Annotated in this window: 12 protein-coding genes and 1 pseudogene; 3 read left to right on the top strand and 10 right to left on the bottom strand. The window is 71.7% G+C overall.

The window, feature by feature from the left end:
* Positions 1–2 precede the first annotated feature (2 nt).
* A complete protein-coding gene (gene fxsA, locus ACFWA7_RS11965; RefSeq protein ID WP_371651714.1) occupies positions 3–119 on the bottom strand; it encodes an FxSxx-COOH cyclophane-containing RiPP peptide in 117 nt (38 codons plus the stop codon).
* 294 nt (positions 120–413) lie between these two features.
* Here fxsA and ACFWA7_RS11960 point away from each other — a divergent pair, with 294 nt between their 5' ends.
* Positions 414–1,319 carry a DUF4231 domain-containing protein gene (locus ACFWA7_RS11960; protein ID WP_385822598.1) on the top strand — a complete coding sequence of 302 codons (906 nt, stop codon included), beginning with the start codon at positions 414–416 and terminating at the stop codon, positions 1,317–1,319.
* Positions 1,320–1,335: 16 nt separating this feature from the next.
* Here ACFWA7_RS11960 and ACFWA7_RS11955 read toward each other — a convergent pair whose 3' ends face one another.
* The 7 genes and pseudogenes from ACFWA7_RS11955 to ACFWA7_RS11925 form a co-directional block, all read right to left on the bottom strand.
* Positions 1,336–1,815 (bottom strand): hypothetical protein, encoded by a 480-nt coding sequence (locus ACFWA7_RS11955; protein ID WP_385535649.1) that lies wholly within the window; start codon positions 1,813–1,815, stop codon positions 1,336–1,338.
* Between the two features lie 159 nt (positions 1,816–1,974).
* Positions 1,975–2,880: a S1 family peptidase gene (locus tag ACFWA7_RS11950; RefSeq protein WP_385535651.1), complete on the bottom strand. Its 906-nt coding sequence runs from the start codon at positions 2,878–2,880 to the stop codon at positions 1,975–1,977.
* A 196-nt stretch (positions 2,881–3,076) separates the two neighbouring features.
* The gene (locus ACFWA7_RS11945; protein WP_385822596.1) at positions 3,077–3,886 is read right to left on the bottom strand and encodes a DUF1684 domain-containing protein; all 810 of its coding nucleotides are present in this window, start codon (positions 3,884–3,886) and stop codon (positions 3,077–3,079) included.
* Entirely contained in the window at positions 3,883–5,313 is a 1,431-nt protein-coding gene (locus tag ACFWA7_RS11940) for an NtaA/DmoA family FMN-dependent monooxygenase (RefSeq protein WP_385822594.1), read from the bottom strand. The genes ACFWA7_RS11945 and ACFWA7_RS11940 overlap by 4 nt, the downstream gene beginning before the upstream one ends.
* Entirely contained in the window at positions 5,310–6,323 is a 1,014-nt protein-coding gene (locus ACFWA7_RS11935) for an LLM class flavin-dependent oxidoreductase (RefSeq protein WP_385535657.1), read from the bottom strand. Before ACFWA7_RS11935 ends, ACFWA7_RS11940 begins: the two co-directional genes overlap by 4 nt.
* 281 nt (positions 6,324–6,604) lie before the next feature.
* Positions 6,605–6,913 (bottom strand): annotated as a pseudogene (locus ACFWA7_RS11930) (adenylate cyclase); the annotation flags it as partial.
* A 494-nt stretch (positions 6,914–7,407) separates the two neighbouring features.
* Positions 7,408–8,673 carry a DUF5685 family protein gene (locus ACFWA7_RS11925; protein ID WP_385822664.1) on the bottom strand — a complete coding sequence of 422 codons (1,266 nt, stop codon included), beginning with the start codon at positions 8,671–8,673 and terminating at the stop codon, positions 7,408–7,410.
* A 312-nt stretch (positions 8,674–8,985) separates the two neighbouring features.
* Between ACFWA7_RS11925 and ACFWA7_RS11920 the strand changes: the two genes are divergently transcribed.
* Complete coding sequence (locus ACFWA7_RS11920) at positions 8,986–9,420, top strand: cell division protein SepF (RefSeq protein ID WP_385535659.1); 435 nt, start codon at positions 8,986–8,988, stop codon at positions 9,418–9,420.
* 116 nt (positions 9,421–9,536) lie between these two features.
* On the opposite strand, the gene ACFWA7_RS11915 is transcribed toward ACFWA7_RS11920, so the two are convergent.
* Both ACFWA7_RS11915 and ACFWA7_RS11910 read right to left on the bottom strand, forming a co-directional pair.
* A complete protein-coding gene (locus ACFWA7_RS11915; RefSeq protein ID WP_385822591.1) occupies positions 9,537–10,733 on the bottom strand; it encodes an acyl-CoA dehydrogenase family protein in 1,197 nt (398 codons plus the stop codon).
* A 136-nt stretch (positions 10,734–10,869) separates the two neighbouring features.
* Positions 10,870–12,528: an MFS transporter gene (locus tag ACFWA7_RS11910; protein WP_385535663.1), complete on the bottom strand. Its 1,659-nt coding sequence runs from the start codon at positions 12,526–12,528 to the stop codon at positions 10,870–10,872.
* Between the two features lie 523 nt (positions 12,529–13,051).
* Here ACFWA7_RS11910 and ACFWA7_RS11905 point away from each other — a divergent pair.
* Positions 13,052–13,971: phosphatase PAP2 family protein (locus tag ACFWA7_RS11905; protein WP_385822589.1), on the top strand; the 920-nt coding region annotated here is incomplete at its 3' end.

Here is a 13,971-nt window from a genome sequence, read left to right as displayed (position 1 = left end):
GACTAGAGAGCCGAGTTGAAGGTCGACGCCTGTACGGGGCGGCCGATCGAGGAGGGCAGCACGCGGCCGAGCTTCCTGGCGGCGTCCGCGCCGCGGACGTCGATGTCTGCCAGGGGCACACGGCTCTTCTTCGCAGGGGCGAAGGAGAGAGAATTCTCGGAGGTCTTCACGGCCGTCCTTGATGGGTAATTCCTGCATGTGGACAGTGGTACCGACGACATGCACCGTTGCAGTGTCGGCGGCACGACTTTACTCTCTTGGCCACTGTTGGCAACTGAGCACGACCGCTTGCCGCAAACGCGTGACCCAGCATTGGCGGAAGGTGTACGGAACGGGTCGTTCCATCGAAAGAGTGATGACTAAAACCGCAGACAGGGGTGGATGTGACGGCGATTCCCGGTCCTCTGCAAAGCATGGTCTTCCGCAACGCCGACCTGCCGGGTCTCTTCCATCACGCGGACTCACTCGCGATAGGGCGCCAGCGGGCCGCGGTGAACAGCACCCGCTGGCAGCTGTGCCTGCTGGTGGTGGGGGCGGCGCTGGCGGCACTGCCGTGGAAGATGACGCTCGGTGGTGACTTCCAGCTGACGAGCGCGCTCAGCGCACTGGCGTACGCGGGGGTGCTCGCGGTGAGCTTCCGCGCCGCCCGCGGGCATGCGAAATCGCATTGGCAACTGAACCGTTCGGCGGCCGAGTTCATCAAATCCATGTGCTGGCGCTATGCCGTGCACGGCACCCCCTTCGATTCCCACGCACCCGATCCCGAAGGTCTGTTCACCCTCCGTCTGGAGGAAGGGCTGCGGGAACTGCGCAAGGTCGGCTGGCGGGATCCGCGCGAGGACCGGGCGTCGGGCCTGGCCGATGCACCCCTCATCACCGCGCCCATGCGGGAGTTACGGGCGAAGGCGTTCACCGTACGCAAGGAGACGTACGTCCGGGACCGGCTGATCGAGCAGCGCAACTGGTACCGGCGGCGGCAGGAGGCCTCCAAGCGGGCCACCGCGCTGTGGACCTCGGCGATCACCCTGCTCACCGTTCTCGCGTTGCTCTTCGCGACGCTGCACATGTTCGGCGCGGCCGAGGGCGTCAAGGTCGCCGGGCTGCTCTCGGCCGCCGCGGCCGCGTGTCTGGCGTGGAGCGAGATCCGCCGCCACCAGCCGCTGATCTCGGCGCACTCCCTGGTGGAGCAGGACCTCAAGGAGATGCACGTGGCCATGGAGAACACGGTCAGCGAGCGGGAGTGGCCGGGGGCGGTCTATGAGACCGAGCGGGTCGTGTCGCCCCAGCACACCGACTGGCTGGCCCGGCTCCGCAGTTGACCGCCCCGGACGGGCCCTACGGGCGGCGCACCCCGTCGCACCACACCACCGTGACCGACTTGCCCTGGCTGCGGGCGTACTGGACGATGTCGCCGGTGCCGCCGAGCCCCCGCGCGGGCTGGCCGTCCCAGACGGCGACCAGACGGTCGCAGTTGTCCGCGATATAGGCGCCGGCCGCGTAGTACGCCTCGTCCGTCGCGTACGGGAAGTCCATCCGGACCTCCTGCGCGGCCTGCCCCTTCAGCCCCTGGTAGCGGGCGAGTTCGGCGGCGTCGGCGAAGCCGTTCTCGTAGTCGCCGCTGGGAATGACCACGGTCAGGGAGGCGCCGCACTCCAGGGCGATGGCCGCGAACAGCTGGTCCGCGCCGACCGCGAGGCTGGAGAGGGCCTCCAGCGAACCGTCGTATCCGCACAGCAGGCTCCGCAGACAGGTGCGGATCTCCCCCAGCGCCTCGGAGGGAATGTCTCGGTGACCGGTCACTCCGATGCGTTTCACTGACTCACCCCGCGTGTCCGGTCGCCTCTCCGCCGTGAACATCCTCCCAAAAAGGCGCATCGCGTCCAGTCGTACCCATCGGACGTGCGCAGGGAACGAGCCCCCGCCCGGTGGCCGGACGGGGGCTCGCCGCTGCCGGGGCAGCCAGGTGATCAGCCGTCAGAAGAGGCTGACGCCATAGGCGTTCATGGCCTCGACCACGGGCTGGAAGAAGGTCGTGCCGCCGGAGGAGCAGTTGCCGCTGCCGCCGGAGGTGAGGCCCAGCGCGGTCGAGCCGGCGTAGAGCGGGCCGCCGGAGTCGCCGGGCTCGGCGCACACCGTGGTCCTGATCAGGCCGGACACGACGTCACCGCCGCCGTAGTTGACGGTGGCGTTGAGCGCGGTGACGCGGCCGCTGTGGATGCCGGTGGTCGAGCCGCGCCGGGTGACCGTCTGGCCGACCGTGGGGTTGGCCGCGCTGCTGATGTGCTGGCTGCCCACGGCACTCGGGTGGGCGAGCGAGGTGTTGGAGTACTGCACGAGGCCGTAGTCGTTGCCCGGGAAGCTGGTGCCGACCGTCGGGCCGATGCTCGTCGAGTGCGAGGAGCTGGTGTAGTAGTTCGGATAGCCCTCGGTGCAGTGACCGGCCGTCAGGAAGTAGTAGGTGCTGCCCTTCTTGACGTTGAAGCCGAGGGAACAGCGCCAGCTCGGCGCGTAGATGGCGTCGCCGCCGGAGAGCAGCTTGCTGAACTTGCCGGGGGTCCGCTCGACGCGTATGGCGGACGCGTTGGCTCCGGCCTGCCGCTTGATCTTGGCTATGTCGGCCTTGCTGACGGTGGAGTCGGCGGTCACGACCAGCGTATGGGTGGCGGGGTCGACGCTCCAGGCGGTGCCCGCGACATCGGCGCCCCGCACGGCGCTGCCTGCGGCGGAGAGCTGGGTGGCGCTGAACACCTGGGACGGGGTGGCACTTGCGGTGGGGACCGCGAGGGCGCCGGCGGCGAGGAGCCCCGCGGTGAGGGCGACTGCCTTGGTGCGTCTCGCGAGACCGCGGTGGCGGGTGGGGGTGGTGCGCTTGATCCTCACTTCTTTTCCTCCCGAGGGGAATCGAGGGGCCCGAGTTGGGTGGGGGGACCCCGTGAGGCGCAGCCGGAGCTGACGGCAGCACTGTTGAGCGCAAGCCGTGCTCCTGACAAGCGCTTGGGAGGGAGTATTCGGCGGCCCGGCCGTCGGGCGCAAGGGCGCCTTTCGGCCGGGCCGTTGGGGTTGGGGAGCTCGCGGATCAGCGGGTGAGGACGGTCCGCTCGCCCGCCGCGACCGCCGCGCCGAGGGTGTTGCCCGGGGGCGGGAAGGGGCAGATGAAGTGCTCCGCGAAGGCGCACGGCGGCAGCAGTGCGCGGTTGAAGTCCACCGTGAGCCGTCCCCGCGCATCGGGTGCGCCGGGGCGCAGGAAACGGAACCGGAAGCTCGAATCCCCGCTGGTCGCATCGGCGAACACCGCCCAGAGCGCGCCATCGTCCTCGACCGCCACCTGGAGGGTGTGTTCCCGGCCGTCGAGCGCGAACGCGAGCTCCCCGCCGAGGCCGAGCCCGCGCTCCACTCCGTCGGCGTTCGCCACCCGTACGGTCCGCGCCTCGTCGTACGGGCGGAAGCTGGCGGGCACCGCCCAGCGCGCCTCGTACGGCGTCGCCCCGATGCCCGCGAAGGCGCGTCGTCGCCCGGCCTCGGGGTCCCAGACCCGCACCGCCCACAGTCCTTCGCGGCGCAGCACCACGAGCCGCCGCGCGCCCTGGGCCAGCCGGGACTCACCGGCCGGCGTGTGGTCGGCGGTCAGCCGCACCTCGCCGCCGAAGGGCTCTCCGTCGAGGGTGATCCCGTCCTGCGCGGCGGCCGTGAGCACCACCGCGTCGTCGTCTTCGCGCCACTCGCCCGGCACGGCCGGAATTCGTCCCTCCAGCGCGTCGGCGAGCCAGTGGGTGCCGGTCAGCGCCAGCGGACCGTAGGGCGCCGAGACGGTCTCGATGCGCCGTTCGTGCCAGTTCTTCCACTCCTGTGCCGCGTCCTGCGGATCCCCCGCCGCGTCCGTGCTCATGTGTTCAACCTTCCGTACGGGGTGGGCAGCCCCAGGTGCGAGCGCAGTGTCGGGCCGGAGTATTCCGTACGGAAGACCCCCCGCTCCTGCAGCAGCGGCACCACCCGGTCGACGAAGTCGTCGAGTCCGCCCGGTGTCAGATGCGGGACGAGGATGAAGCCGTCGGCGGCGTCGGCCGTCACGAACTCGGTGAGCCGGGCGGCCACCGAGGCCGGTGTCCCGATGAACGACTGACGGCCGGTCGTCTCGATGACCGTCTGCCGGATGGAGAGGCCCTTGGCCTCGGACAGCGCCCGCCACCTGGCGGCGACCGCGAAGGGGTCGCCCCCCTTCACCCGGCCCTCGACCGGCTCGGAGTCCGGGTCCGGGTCGATCTCCGGGAGCGGCCCGTCCGGGTCGTACGCGGACAGGTCGCGGCCCCAGATCTGCTCCAGGGCGACGATCGCGTTCTGCGGGGAGACCTGGCGCCGCCGGATGTCGGCGGCCTTCTCCTGCGCCTCGGCGTCGGTGTCACCGAGCACGAAGGTCACCCCCGGCATGATCTTCAGGTCCTCGGGGCGCCTGCCGTACTTGGCGAGCCGGGACTTCACATCGGCGTAGAACTCCCGCCCGCCCTCCAGGGTGCCGTGCCGGGTGCTGTGCCCTCCCGGGGGATGACCCCCGGACGCCCAGCCGGTAAAAACGATGTCGGCGGTGGAGGCGGCGAACTCGCGGCCCTCGCCGGAGTCCCCGGCCTGGATGACGACCGGGTGGCCCTGCGGGGAGCGGGGGACGGTGAACTCCCCCGCTATGGAGAAGTGCTGCCCCTGATGGGCGAACGGACGCGGGGTGCCCTCCGGTGTCCAGGAGTCCCACAGCTCGCGGGCGGTGGCGACGAACTCGGCGGCCCGGGTGATGGGGGTCCCCCCTGATCGAGCGAAGCCGAGATCTTGGGGCAGGTCGGCGCGGTCCAGAGAGCCGCCGCGCCGGAAGTTCTCCCCGGTGAACGCGTCGAACGAGGTGACCACGTTCCAGGCGGCGCGCCCGCCGGAGAGGTGGTCCAGGGAGGCGAAGCGCCGGGCGAGCTCGTAGGGCTCGTTGAAGGTGGCGTTGACGGCGGCGGCGAGGCCCAGGTGCTCGGTGACGGCCGCGAGCGCGCCGAGCACGGTGAGGGATTCGGGACGGCCGGCCACGTCGAGGTCGTGGATGCGCCCCTTGTGCTCGCGCAGCCGCAGCCCCTCGGCGAGGAAGAGGAAGTCGAACAGGCCGCGCTCGGCGGTGCGGGCCAGATGCACGAAGGAGGAGAAGTCGATCTGGCTCCCGATAGAGGGGCTGCGCGAAGCGCATCCTGCCGGGGTGGTGGTCGGGCGACGGGAGGGCGGGTCGGCCCACACGGTGGTGTTGTCGACGCCCGGGAAGTGGGCGGCGAGGTGCATCTGCCTGGTCATGACGTGCTCCCGGCCCGCGCGTACTGGTTGGCGGCCCGGGCCAGGCCCAGGTGTTCGCGGAGTGTGGCGCCGGGGTAGAACCGGCGCATTAAGCCCCGGTGCTGGAGCACCGGTACGGTCCCGTCGACGAGCAGCGCCAGATCGCGCCCGGGCTCGGCCGGGCGCAGATGGAAGCCCTCGGCGGCGCCCTGCACGTACCAGTCGCCGATGAGCGTGGCGAGGGAGACCGCGTCGGCGGTGGTGTGCAGTGCGACCGGGAGCGAGACGAGCACCCGCAGCCGCTCGGGGTCGCGGCCGTGGGCGCGGGCCCGGTCGCGCAGTTCTTCGCGCAGTTCGCGGGCGGCGGCCGGGTCCTCGGCGCGCACCAGCGCGATGTCGGCGTGCCGGACGGCGGCCGCGCGCGGCTCGGCGGCGGTCGCGTCGATCACCGTGACGGGGTGGCCCTGCGGCGGCCGGGGCACGATGGCCGGGCCGCGCACCGAGAACGTACGGCCTTCGAAGTCGACGTAGTGCAGCTTGTCGCGGTCGATGAAGCGGCCGGTCGGCTCGTCGCGGATCTCGGCGCCGTCCTCCCAGCTGTCCCACAACCTGGCGGCCACGTCCGCGACTTCGCGAGCCTCGTGCCACAGTTCGGCGGCGGGCGCGGCGGGGCGGCGGCCGAAGAGCGCGGCCTCCGCCTCGGTGGTGGACACCTCGGGGCTCCAGCCGGCCCGGCCCCGGCTCACCCAGTCGAGGGTGGCCACGGCCGAGGAGACGTGGAACGGCTCGGTGTGGGTGGTGGTCACGGTGGGCACGAGGCCGATCCGCTCGGTGGCGGGCGCGACCCGGGCGAGCACGGCGAGCGCGTCGAGGCCGGGCCGGGCGAAGGAGTCGCCGAGCGTGACGAAGTCCAGGGTGCCGCGCTCGGCGAGCCGGGCGAGGGCGGTGTAGTGGCGGGCTTCGAAGTGGGGCGGGCCGCCGATGTCGGCGGCGAGGTGGAGCGGCCGGGTGGGCGTACGGGAAGGGGGCATGGCGGTTCTCCTTGCGGGGTGCGTCGGGATCAGAGGACCTTGGCGAGGAAGGCGCGGGTGCGCTCGTGGGGGTTCCCCTTCGCGTGGTGGCGTGTGGAACGCGGTACGGGGGCCGCGGCGCCGGTTCAGGCGCTGAGCGGGCGACACGCGAGGTCGCGCAGGAAGCTCAGCGCGGCGCGCGCGCAGGCGTCGTTCTGCCCGAACGCGGGTCCTGCGGTGCGGGGCCGGGTGAAGGCGCCGGACACCCGTGCGGTGGTGTGCGGGCCGAGCGCGAAGCGACGCGGGTGCGGGCGCCCGGGATGGTAGGCCCCGCGCTCGTCGTAGCGCCCGCCGCGCCCCTCGGTGAGCAGCACCATCAGGTCGACGAAGGCCGGCCCGAAGCCGCTTCCGATCACCGGTTCGCCGGGGCGCGGGGCCGACAGGTCCCAGTCGGCCGTGCAGGCAGGCGGCAGGTGGACGAGCCCGTGGGGTGCGGCGAAGTCCGTCAACTCCCGCTGCTCGTCGTCCGGTTCGGCGTCCGGGTGGCCGAGGGTGAGCACCCCCAGATCGGCGCCCAGCGGCTCGGGGCGCCCTTCGGGCCACACCTGCGGCAGAACGGGCGGCTGTTCCGAGAGGGGCAGGGACATACGAAGGCTCCGTGGATGCCGGGATCGAACACGGTGATGCCTTCACGCACACAGCGCGGACCAGCCCCTCAGCACGGTCCGTTCCCGAGGCTATGCGGTGCGTACGGCCGGTTGTCAAGGCTGTCCGCACTGTGAGCCGTACGTCTCACGGCAGTTGACGCGAATACGGATGCCTGTTCCACTTGGGCCATGCATCCGCAGCAGTGGCTGGTCACGCGCTCCCACATCGACTTCGGTCGAGTGTGGTCCTCGTCCTGTTGAGCCGACCTCCTGCACGGATTGCCCCCGGCGCCCGCGCGCGCCGTTCTCCCACGCCTTCACACAGCTGACACCGCGCACCCCTCCCCTCGCACCACCGCACTCCCCCGACGCTTCGGCGTGCCGGCCCGCGGCCGGGTCGTCACAGATCTCACCCTCCGAACAAAAGTGACCCTACGTGCACGCCATGTGACAATACGTCAGCAGTCGCAACCGCAGTCGCAGCAGTCGCATCCATCACAGCAATCGCACCCGTCGCAGCACTTGCAGACATCACAGCAATCGCAGCAGTCACAGTCGCAGTCGCGGCAGAAGCCTTCCTGCTTCCGCCGCGACCAGGGGCCCTCGTACTCCTTGGCACAGCACATCTGGCAGGTGCAGCAGAGCCCGGCGAAGACACCGCAGCCCGCGAGGAAGCCGCGCGGCGCGGGGGGCCTGGGGCCCTCACCCTGCGGCGGCGCGCCGTACGGGTTGCCGGGCACGGGTGCGTACGGACCGCCGGGCGGCGGCGACCCGTAGGGACCGGGCTGGTGGGAGCCGTGGACATCGGCGTCGGCGTGGCCATCGACAGCGGTGTGACCGTGGGCACCGTCGCCGCCGTGGGCGCAGCCCGCCGTACCGAAGGACCGGTTCACGGACTGCTTCAGCTCGTGGGCGAGCAGGACGTGCGCCAGTCTGCCGTCGACGAAGTCGACCTCGCGCAGGGCGAGCCGGATGCCGTGCACCGCGTCGTCGGCGAGCCGCCGGGCCTCGGCCAGGTCGGTACCGGTCGCCGTGAGCGGGTTCCAGGCACCCGCTGCGGCGTCGGGCGCCTGGTCCTCCACAGCGTCCAGGAGGTGCGCGAGCCGCCCGAAGAGGCGGCCCGCCTCGGCCAGCGGCTCGGCGTTGTGGAGGCGCCCGGCGAGTACGGCCGTGTGCGCGAAGGCCGCGGCGGTGGCCGTCTCGGTCGGCTCGGTGACCGTGAGCAGGGAGGTGCCCGGCCCCGCGAGCGCCTCGATCGCGGTCTGCCGGTCGACCGCGTCGACCAGGACCGCCGTGTCGAACCCGAGGGAGGCGCCGGTGCGGGCGCCCGCCCGGTCCCAGCTCGCGGCGAGCCGGCGGGCCGCCAGCGCCACCGGCTTGCGCTTCAACAGGCCGTCCCGGTCGGCCACGTGGTCGCGGACCTTCGCCGAGGCCAGGACCAGCGAGACGGCCGCGGCGAGCCGGGCGCCCTCGCCCTGGGCGACCGGGGCCGTCCGCATCGCGCGCAGCGGACAGGGCCCGGCGGTGCGCCTGCGCCCGGTACCGCTTTCGACCTGAGCCTCCGTCAGAACCGAGACGATCAGCCCGTCGTAGTTGGTCACGACCCGGGCGAGCTGGCCATGGTCGGAGCGAAGTGCCAGGCAGAGGCCGCAGAGATGGGCCATCCACTCGGTTTTCAGACCCTCGGTGAGCCGATGCGAGCAGGGCCTGACGATTCCGAACACGACGCTCCCCCGGGTGCCGCGGGGCACCTCGCCCCACGCCTCGTTCAACAGTGCGGCAGGCATCGTATCGAGCGATCCGTTCACCCGTACGTCCGCTCCATCACCCGTCTGGACGGAAGTTCATATTTTGTATCCGTTACCCGTCGTACAGCGGAAGAAAGCTGACGATTCGCCACATCTTCTGCACCAGTCCCGTCACGAATCCCCTGCACGGCGGCTATCCACTTGGCGCGGTATCCGCATCATGGACGACCATAGGGGTGCGGAACGCGAGCAGTAGTAAGAAGAAGTCCGCTGTGAGAGGAGGCGTCCATGGGATCGGTGCGCAAGGCGAGTGCCTGGCTGGGACTTGTCGAGGACAACGACGACCGCTACTACGACGACGAGTACACCGAGGGAGCCGAGTCCGGCGAAGCCTGGGTGACGGACCCGCGGGTGCGGGTGGCCTCCGAGGCGGCCCACGAGCAGGGGCGCCGGATCGCCACGGTCACGCCCGACGGGTTCCGTGACGCGCGCGGCATCGGCGAGCTCTTCCGCGAAGGCGTCCCGGTCATCGTGAACCTCACATCCATGGAGCCCGGTGACGCCAAGCGCGTCGTGGACTTCGCGGCCGGCCTGACGTTCGGGCTGCGCGGCTCCATCGAGCGCGTGGCGACGAGGGTCTTCCTGCTGACCCCCGCCGACACCCAGATCGTCAGCGGCGAGGCCGCGGGCCGCGCCGCCGGCGGCTTCTTCAACCAGAGCTGAGCTTCCAGTGGCGCCCAGCCGGGGGTCCGGCCCGCGGCACAGCCGCAATGGGACACAGCGCCCCCCGGGAGATACAGCAACCAGAGCTGAGCAGGGCGCTCACCGGACCGCCGTTCCTAGCGGAACGCGTCCAGTCCGGTGAGCGCCTTGCCCAGCACCAGCTGGTGCATCTCCACGGTGCCCTCATAGGTGAGCACCGACTCCAGATTGGTGGCGTGCCGCATCACGGGGTACTCCAGCGAGATCCCGTTGGCCCCGAGGATCGTGCGCGAGGTGCGGCAGATCTCGATCGCCTCCCGTACGTTGTTGAGCTTTCCGAAGCTGACCTGTTCCGGACGGAGCCTGCCCGCGTCCATGCGCCGCCCCAGATGGTGGGCGAGCAGGACGCCCTTGTGGAGCTCGACCGCCATGTCGGCGAGCTTGGCCTGGGTGAGCTGGAAGCCGCCGATGGGCCTGCCGAACTGCTCGCGGCTCTTCGCGTAGTCCACCGCCGCCTGGAACGAGGCACGGGCCGCGCCCATCGCGCCCCAGACGATTCCGTACCGCGCGTGCGAGAGACAGCTCAGCGGGCCCTTGAGCCCGGTGACCCCCGGCAGCACCGCGTCGGCGGGCAGCCGCACCTCGTCCATGACCAGCTCGCTGGTGACCGACGCCCGCAGCGACCACTTGTGCTTGATCTCGGGCGCCGAGAAGCCAGGGGTGTCGGTGGGCACGACGAATCCCCTGATACCGCCACTCCCGCCGTCCGTCTGCGCCCAGACCACCGCGACCCCGGCGACCGACCCGTTGGTGATCCACATCTTGCGGCCGCTCAGCACCCAGTCGGTGCCGTCCCTCTTCGCGTACGTACGCATCCCGGCCGGGTCGGAGCCGTGGTCGGGCTCGGTGAGGCCGAAGCAGCCGATGGTCTCGCCGACCGCCATCGACGGCAGCCAGCGCTCCTTCTGCTCCTCGGAGCCGAACCTCCAGATCGCGTACATCGCGAGCGAGCCCTGGACCGAGACGAGGGAGCGGATGCCGGAGTCGGCGGCCTCCAGCTCCAGACAGGCCAGGCCGTACTGGACGGCGGTGGCGCCCGCGCAGCCGTAGCCGGTGAGCGACATCCCGAGCGCGCCCATGCCGCCGAGTTCCAGCGCGAGCTCGCGGATGGGCGGCTCGCCGCTCTCGTACCACTCGGCGATGTGCGGCAGGACCCGGTCGGCGGCCCAGGAGCGGACGGTGGCGCGGACCGCGAGGTCCTCGTCGCTCAGCAGGTCGTCGAGCCCGAGGGGGTCGGCCGGGTCGAAGGGGGGCAGCTTGGCGGGTGCGGACATGAGGATGCCTCCGGCGGCTCGCTCAGAACCTGTGCGGCTCAGCTAAAACTAGCAGTGGTAGTTATTGCTGCCCGCTGACGTTACGGCTCAGTGTGCCGCGCGTCCAGACCCGCCCGTCCGCGCGGGCCCCACTCCCTCAGTGGCCGCCGGGCCCGGATGCCGCCGCCTCGGTGGCCGGAACGCCCGCCGCCGCGTGGACCCTGGCGTGCGGCTCGGTCCGCTGCTCGGGCAGCCCGGGCGCGGGCTCGGTGTGCTGCGCCCCGCACTCCATCACCCGGGGCAGCCGCAGCGCGGCCAGCGCGCCCAGGACCAGCAGACCCGCGCTGACCAGCAGCGTCACATGCAGACCATGGACGAAGGAGTGCTGCGCGGCGCTGCGCAGGGCCGCGCCCGCGGGGCCGCCGAGGCGGTCCGCTATGTCATAGGCCTCGCCCAGGGAGTTGGCCGCGCCCGCGGAGGCCTCACGCGGGACCCCGGGGACCGAGGCGAGCCCGGGCGCGTAGGCCGCGTTCATCACACTGCCGAGCAGGGCGATACCCATTCCGGCGCCGAGCTGGTAGGAGGTCTCGCCGATCGCGGCGGCCCCGCCCGCGCAGTCGGCGGGCGCCTCGCTCAGCATCGATTCGTACGCCCCGAAGAGGGTCGTCTGGAGGCCGAAGCCCAGGACTATGAAGGCGCTGGTGAGCAGCAGCGGCCGGTCGTGCTGGCCCATCAGGACGAGCAGCAGCACGGCGGCGGCGGTCAGGGCGAAGCCGCAGCCGACCATGGTGCGCGGGCCGAAGCGGCGCAGGGTGTACGAGCCGGTGGCCCCGGCGGCCATCGCGGCGAAGGTGAGGGGCAGCAGCCGCAGCCCGGTCTCCAGCGGGCTGAGCCCGAGGACCAGCTGGAGGTACTGGACGGCTATGAGCTCCAGGCCGACCAGCGCCAGCATGGCGAGGACGATGCACCCGATCGAGGTGGAGAAGGTGGGCCGGGCGAACATCCGCATGTCGACCAGCGGATGGCGGCGCCGCTTCTGGCGCCGTACGAACAGGACGATCAGGGCGGTGCCCGCGCACAGCGGCGCCAGGGTGAAGAGGTCGAGCAGCCCGTGGCCGGCGCCCAGCCGCTTCACGCCGAGGACCAGGGTGATCACCCCGGCGGCGGCCGTCAGCGCGCCGAACACGTCCCACGGCCCGTCCGCGCCGCCCTTCGACTCGGGCAGCAGCTTGCGGCCCAGCGGGAGGATCAGCGCCATCAGCGGAATGTTGATCAGGAAGACCGAGCCCCACCAGAAGTGCTGGACGAGGAAGCCGCCGAGCACGGGTCCGGTGGCGGCGCCTATCGCCGCGGTGGCGGTCCACACACCGATGGCGGTGGCGCGTTCCCGACGGTCCGGGAAGACCGCGCGGAGGATGGAGAGCGTGGCGGGCATGATCATCGCGCCGCCGACGCCGAGCAGCGCACGGGCCACGATCAGGAGCTCGGCCGACCCGGCCAGGGCCGCCACGGCGGACGCCAGGCCGAAGATCCCGTAACCGAGCAGCAGCACCCGGCGGCGGCCGACGCGGTCGCCGAGGGTGCCGAAGAGGATGAGGAGGGCGGCACAGACCAGCGGGTAGGCGTCGACGATCCACAGCAGCGCGGTGGCGCTGGGGCGCAGGTCCTCGGTGACCGAGGGAACGGCGACGTGCAGGACGGTCGCGTCGAGCGCGACGAGCAGCAGGCTCACACAGAGGACGACGAGGACGACCCAGCGGTTGGCACCGCCGGCGGTCGCACGCGCGCGTGCGGCGTCCGTCATCGTTCCTGCCATGTGTGTACCTCCTGTACGGCGGCCCCTGCCGGGGTCCCGGGACGCGCCGGCCTCGCGGTGACGCATCGTCCCCGCTCTCGGCGGACCCTGTACCTGAGTGGTGTTGTGGGTCCGGCATCGACGAGCGAGTGATTCGTCAGCGTACGCGAGTTCCAGCCATCGGCACGTGGTACACCTCTCACCCCATCGGACGCACGGCTGTGGCGTACGCCACATCGGCCGGAGTGCGGGGAGCGTCACCCCGGGGCATTAATGATCTTGGCACGCCGTGTCGGTGAATCCTGGCACCCGGTGCCAGGCCCGATGGCTGAACGATGAATTCCGGCCCGCTTCCCGGAGAATCTGTTCAGCGGATTCAAAGAGCGTTCCGCACCGGCCTGCGACGGAATAGATTCCAAGGTCATCCACGCATTTCCCGGGCCCGGGAATAAGCCGTGCCGTGAGACATACTCCACATCACATCGTCATCACAAAGCCGCCGGATCGGCCTGGGCCGTCACTCACTCGCTGTAACGTCGATTGAGTGCGTACCGACCGAATCTTCGCCCGTCTGGACCGGGAGCCCGAGCCGCCGAAGATAGCGATCCCGCGGATGAGCCGTCATCGCGTGATCCTCTTCAGCGCGACGATGGCGTTCTACGTCGCCATCGTCGTCGCCGTGCTCGCCTCGTCCTGGCTCGTCGAGCTGGACTGGAAGGTCATGCTGTTCCGGCCCTACGAGCAGTGGCCGCAGCTGCACGCCTTCCTCGACTACTTCGTGGTCCTGGGCCAGCGCGGCCCCACGGCGGTGATGGTCGCGGCCTGGCTGGGCTGGCGCTCCTGGCGGCAGCACACCCTGCGCCCGCTGCTCGCGCTCGGCGCCTCGCTGCTGCTCCTGAACATCACGGTCGGCGCGGTCAAGCTCGGCCTCGGCCGCCTCGGCCCGCACTACGCGACGCGGATCGGCTCGGCCGAACTGTTCGCGGGCGGCGACATATTCCCCTCGGGCCACACCGCCAACGCGGTCGTGACCTGGGGCATCCTCGCCTATCTGGCCACCACCCCGCGGGCCCGGCGCTGGCTGTCGGTGATCTCGGCCGTGGTCGCCCTGGGCGTCGGCGCCACCACCGTCTACCTCGGCACCCACTGGGTGAGCGACGTGCTCCTCGGCTGGGCGGCCGGACTGCTCATCCTGCTGGCCCTGCCCTGGTGCGAGCCGCTCATCGCCCGCGCCGAGGCGCTGGTCTTCGCGCTGCGGGCCAAGTGGCGCGCACGCGGAACTGCCGTTCCGGCACTGCCCGTTCCGGCCGGCGCGCTGCCCGGCGTGTTCGCCCAGCGCATCGCGAGCGAGGACGACGCCCCCGTGCGCGAGCCGGTGGGCGCGGCCAGTGGCGGGCGCACCGCAGGGGCCCGCGGCGCGGCCCGCCCGCCGGGCGCCGGTCCCCGCCCCGAGCGCCCGCCGGT

The sequence above is a fragment of the Streptomyces sp. NPDC059994 genome, assembly GCF_042737755.1.
Lineage (GTDB): Bacteria > Actinomycetota > Actinomycetes > Streptomycetales > Streptomycetaceae > Streptomyces.
This window is presented reverse-complemented; position numbering and strand designations above follow the sequence as displayed.

Coding starts and splice junctions, on each gene's coding strand:
- ACFWA7_RS11910 (WP_385535663.1), bottom strand. CDS start 12,528: ATGGCAGGAACGATGACGGACGCCGCACGCGCGCGTGCGACCGCCGGC.
- ACFWA7_RS11945 (WP_385822596.1), bottom strand. CDS start 3,886: ATGAGCACGGACGCGGCGGGGGATCCGCAGGACGCGGCACAGGAGTGG.
- ACFWA7_RS11935 (WP_385535657.1), bottom strand. CDS start 6,323: ATGCCCCCTTCCCGTACGCCCACCCGGCCGCTCCACCTCGCCGCCGAC.
- ACFWA7_RS11915 (WP_385822591.1), bottom strand. CDS start 10,733: ATGTCCGCACCCGCCAAGCTGCCCCCCTTCGACCCGGCCGACCCCCTC.
- ACFWA7_RS11920 (WP_385535659.1), top strand. CDS start 8,986: ATGGGATCGGTGCGCAAGGCGAGTGCCTGGCTGGGACTTGTCGAGGAC.
- ACFWA7_RS11960 (WP_385822598.1), top strand. CDS start 414: ATGGTCTTCCGCAACGCCGACCTGCCGGGTCTCTTCCATCACGCGGAC.
- ACFWA7_RS11940 (WP_385822594.1), bottom strand. CDS start 5,313: ATGACCAGGCAGATGCACCTCGCCGCCCACTTCCCGGGCGTCGACAAC.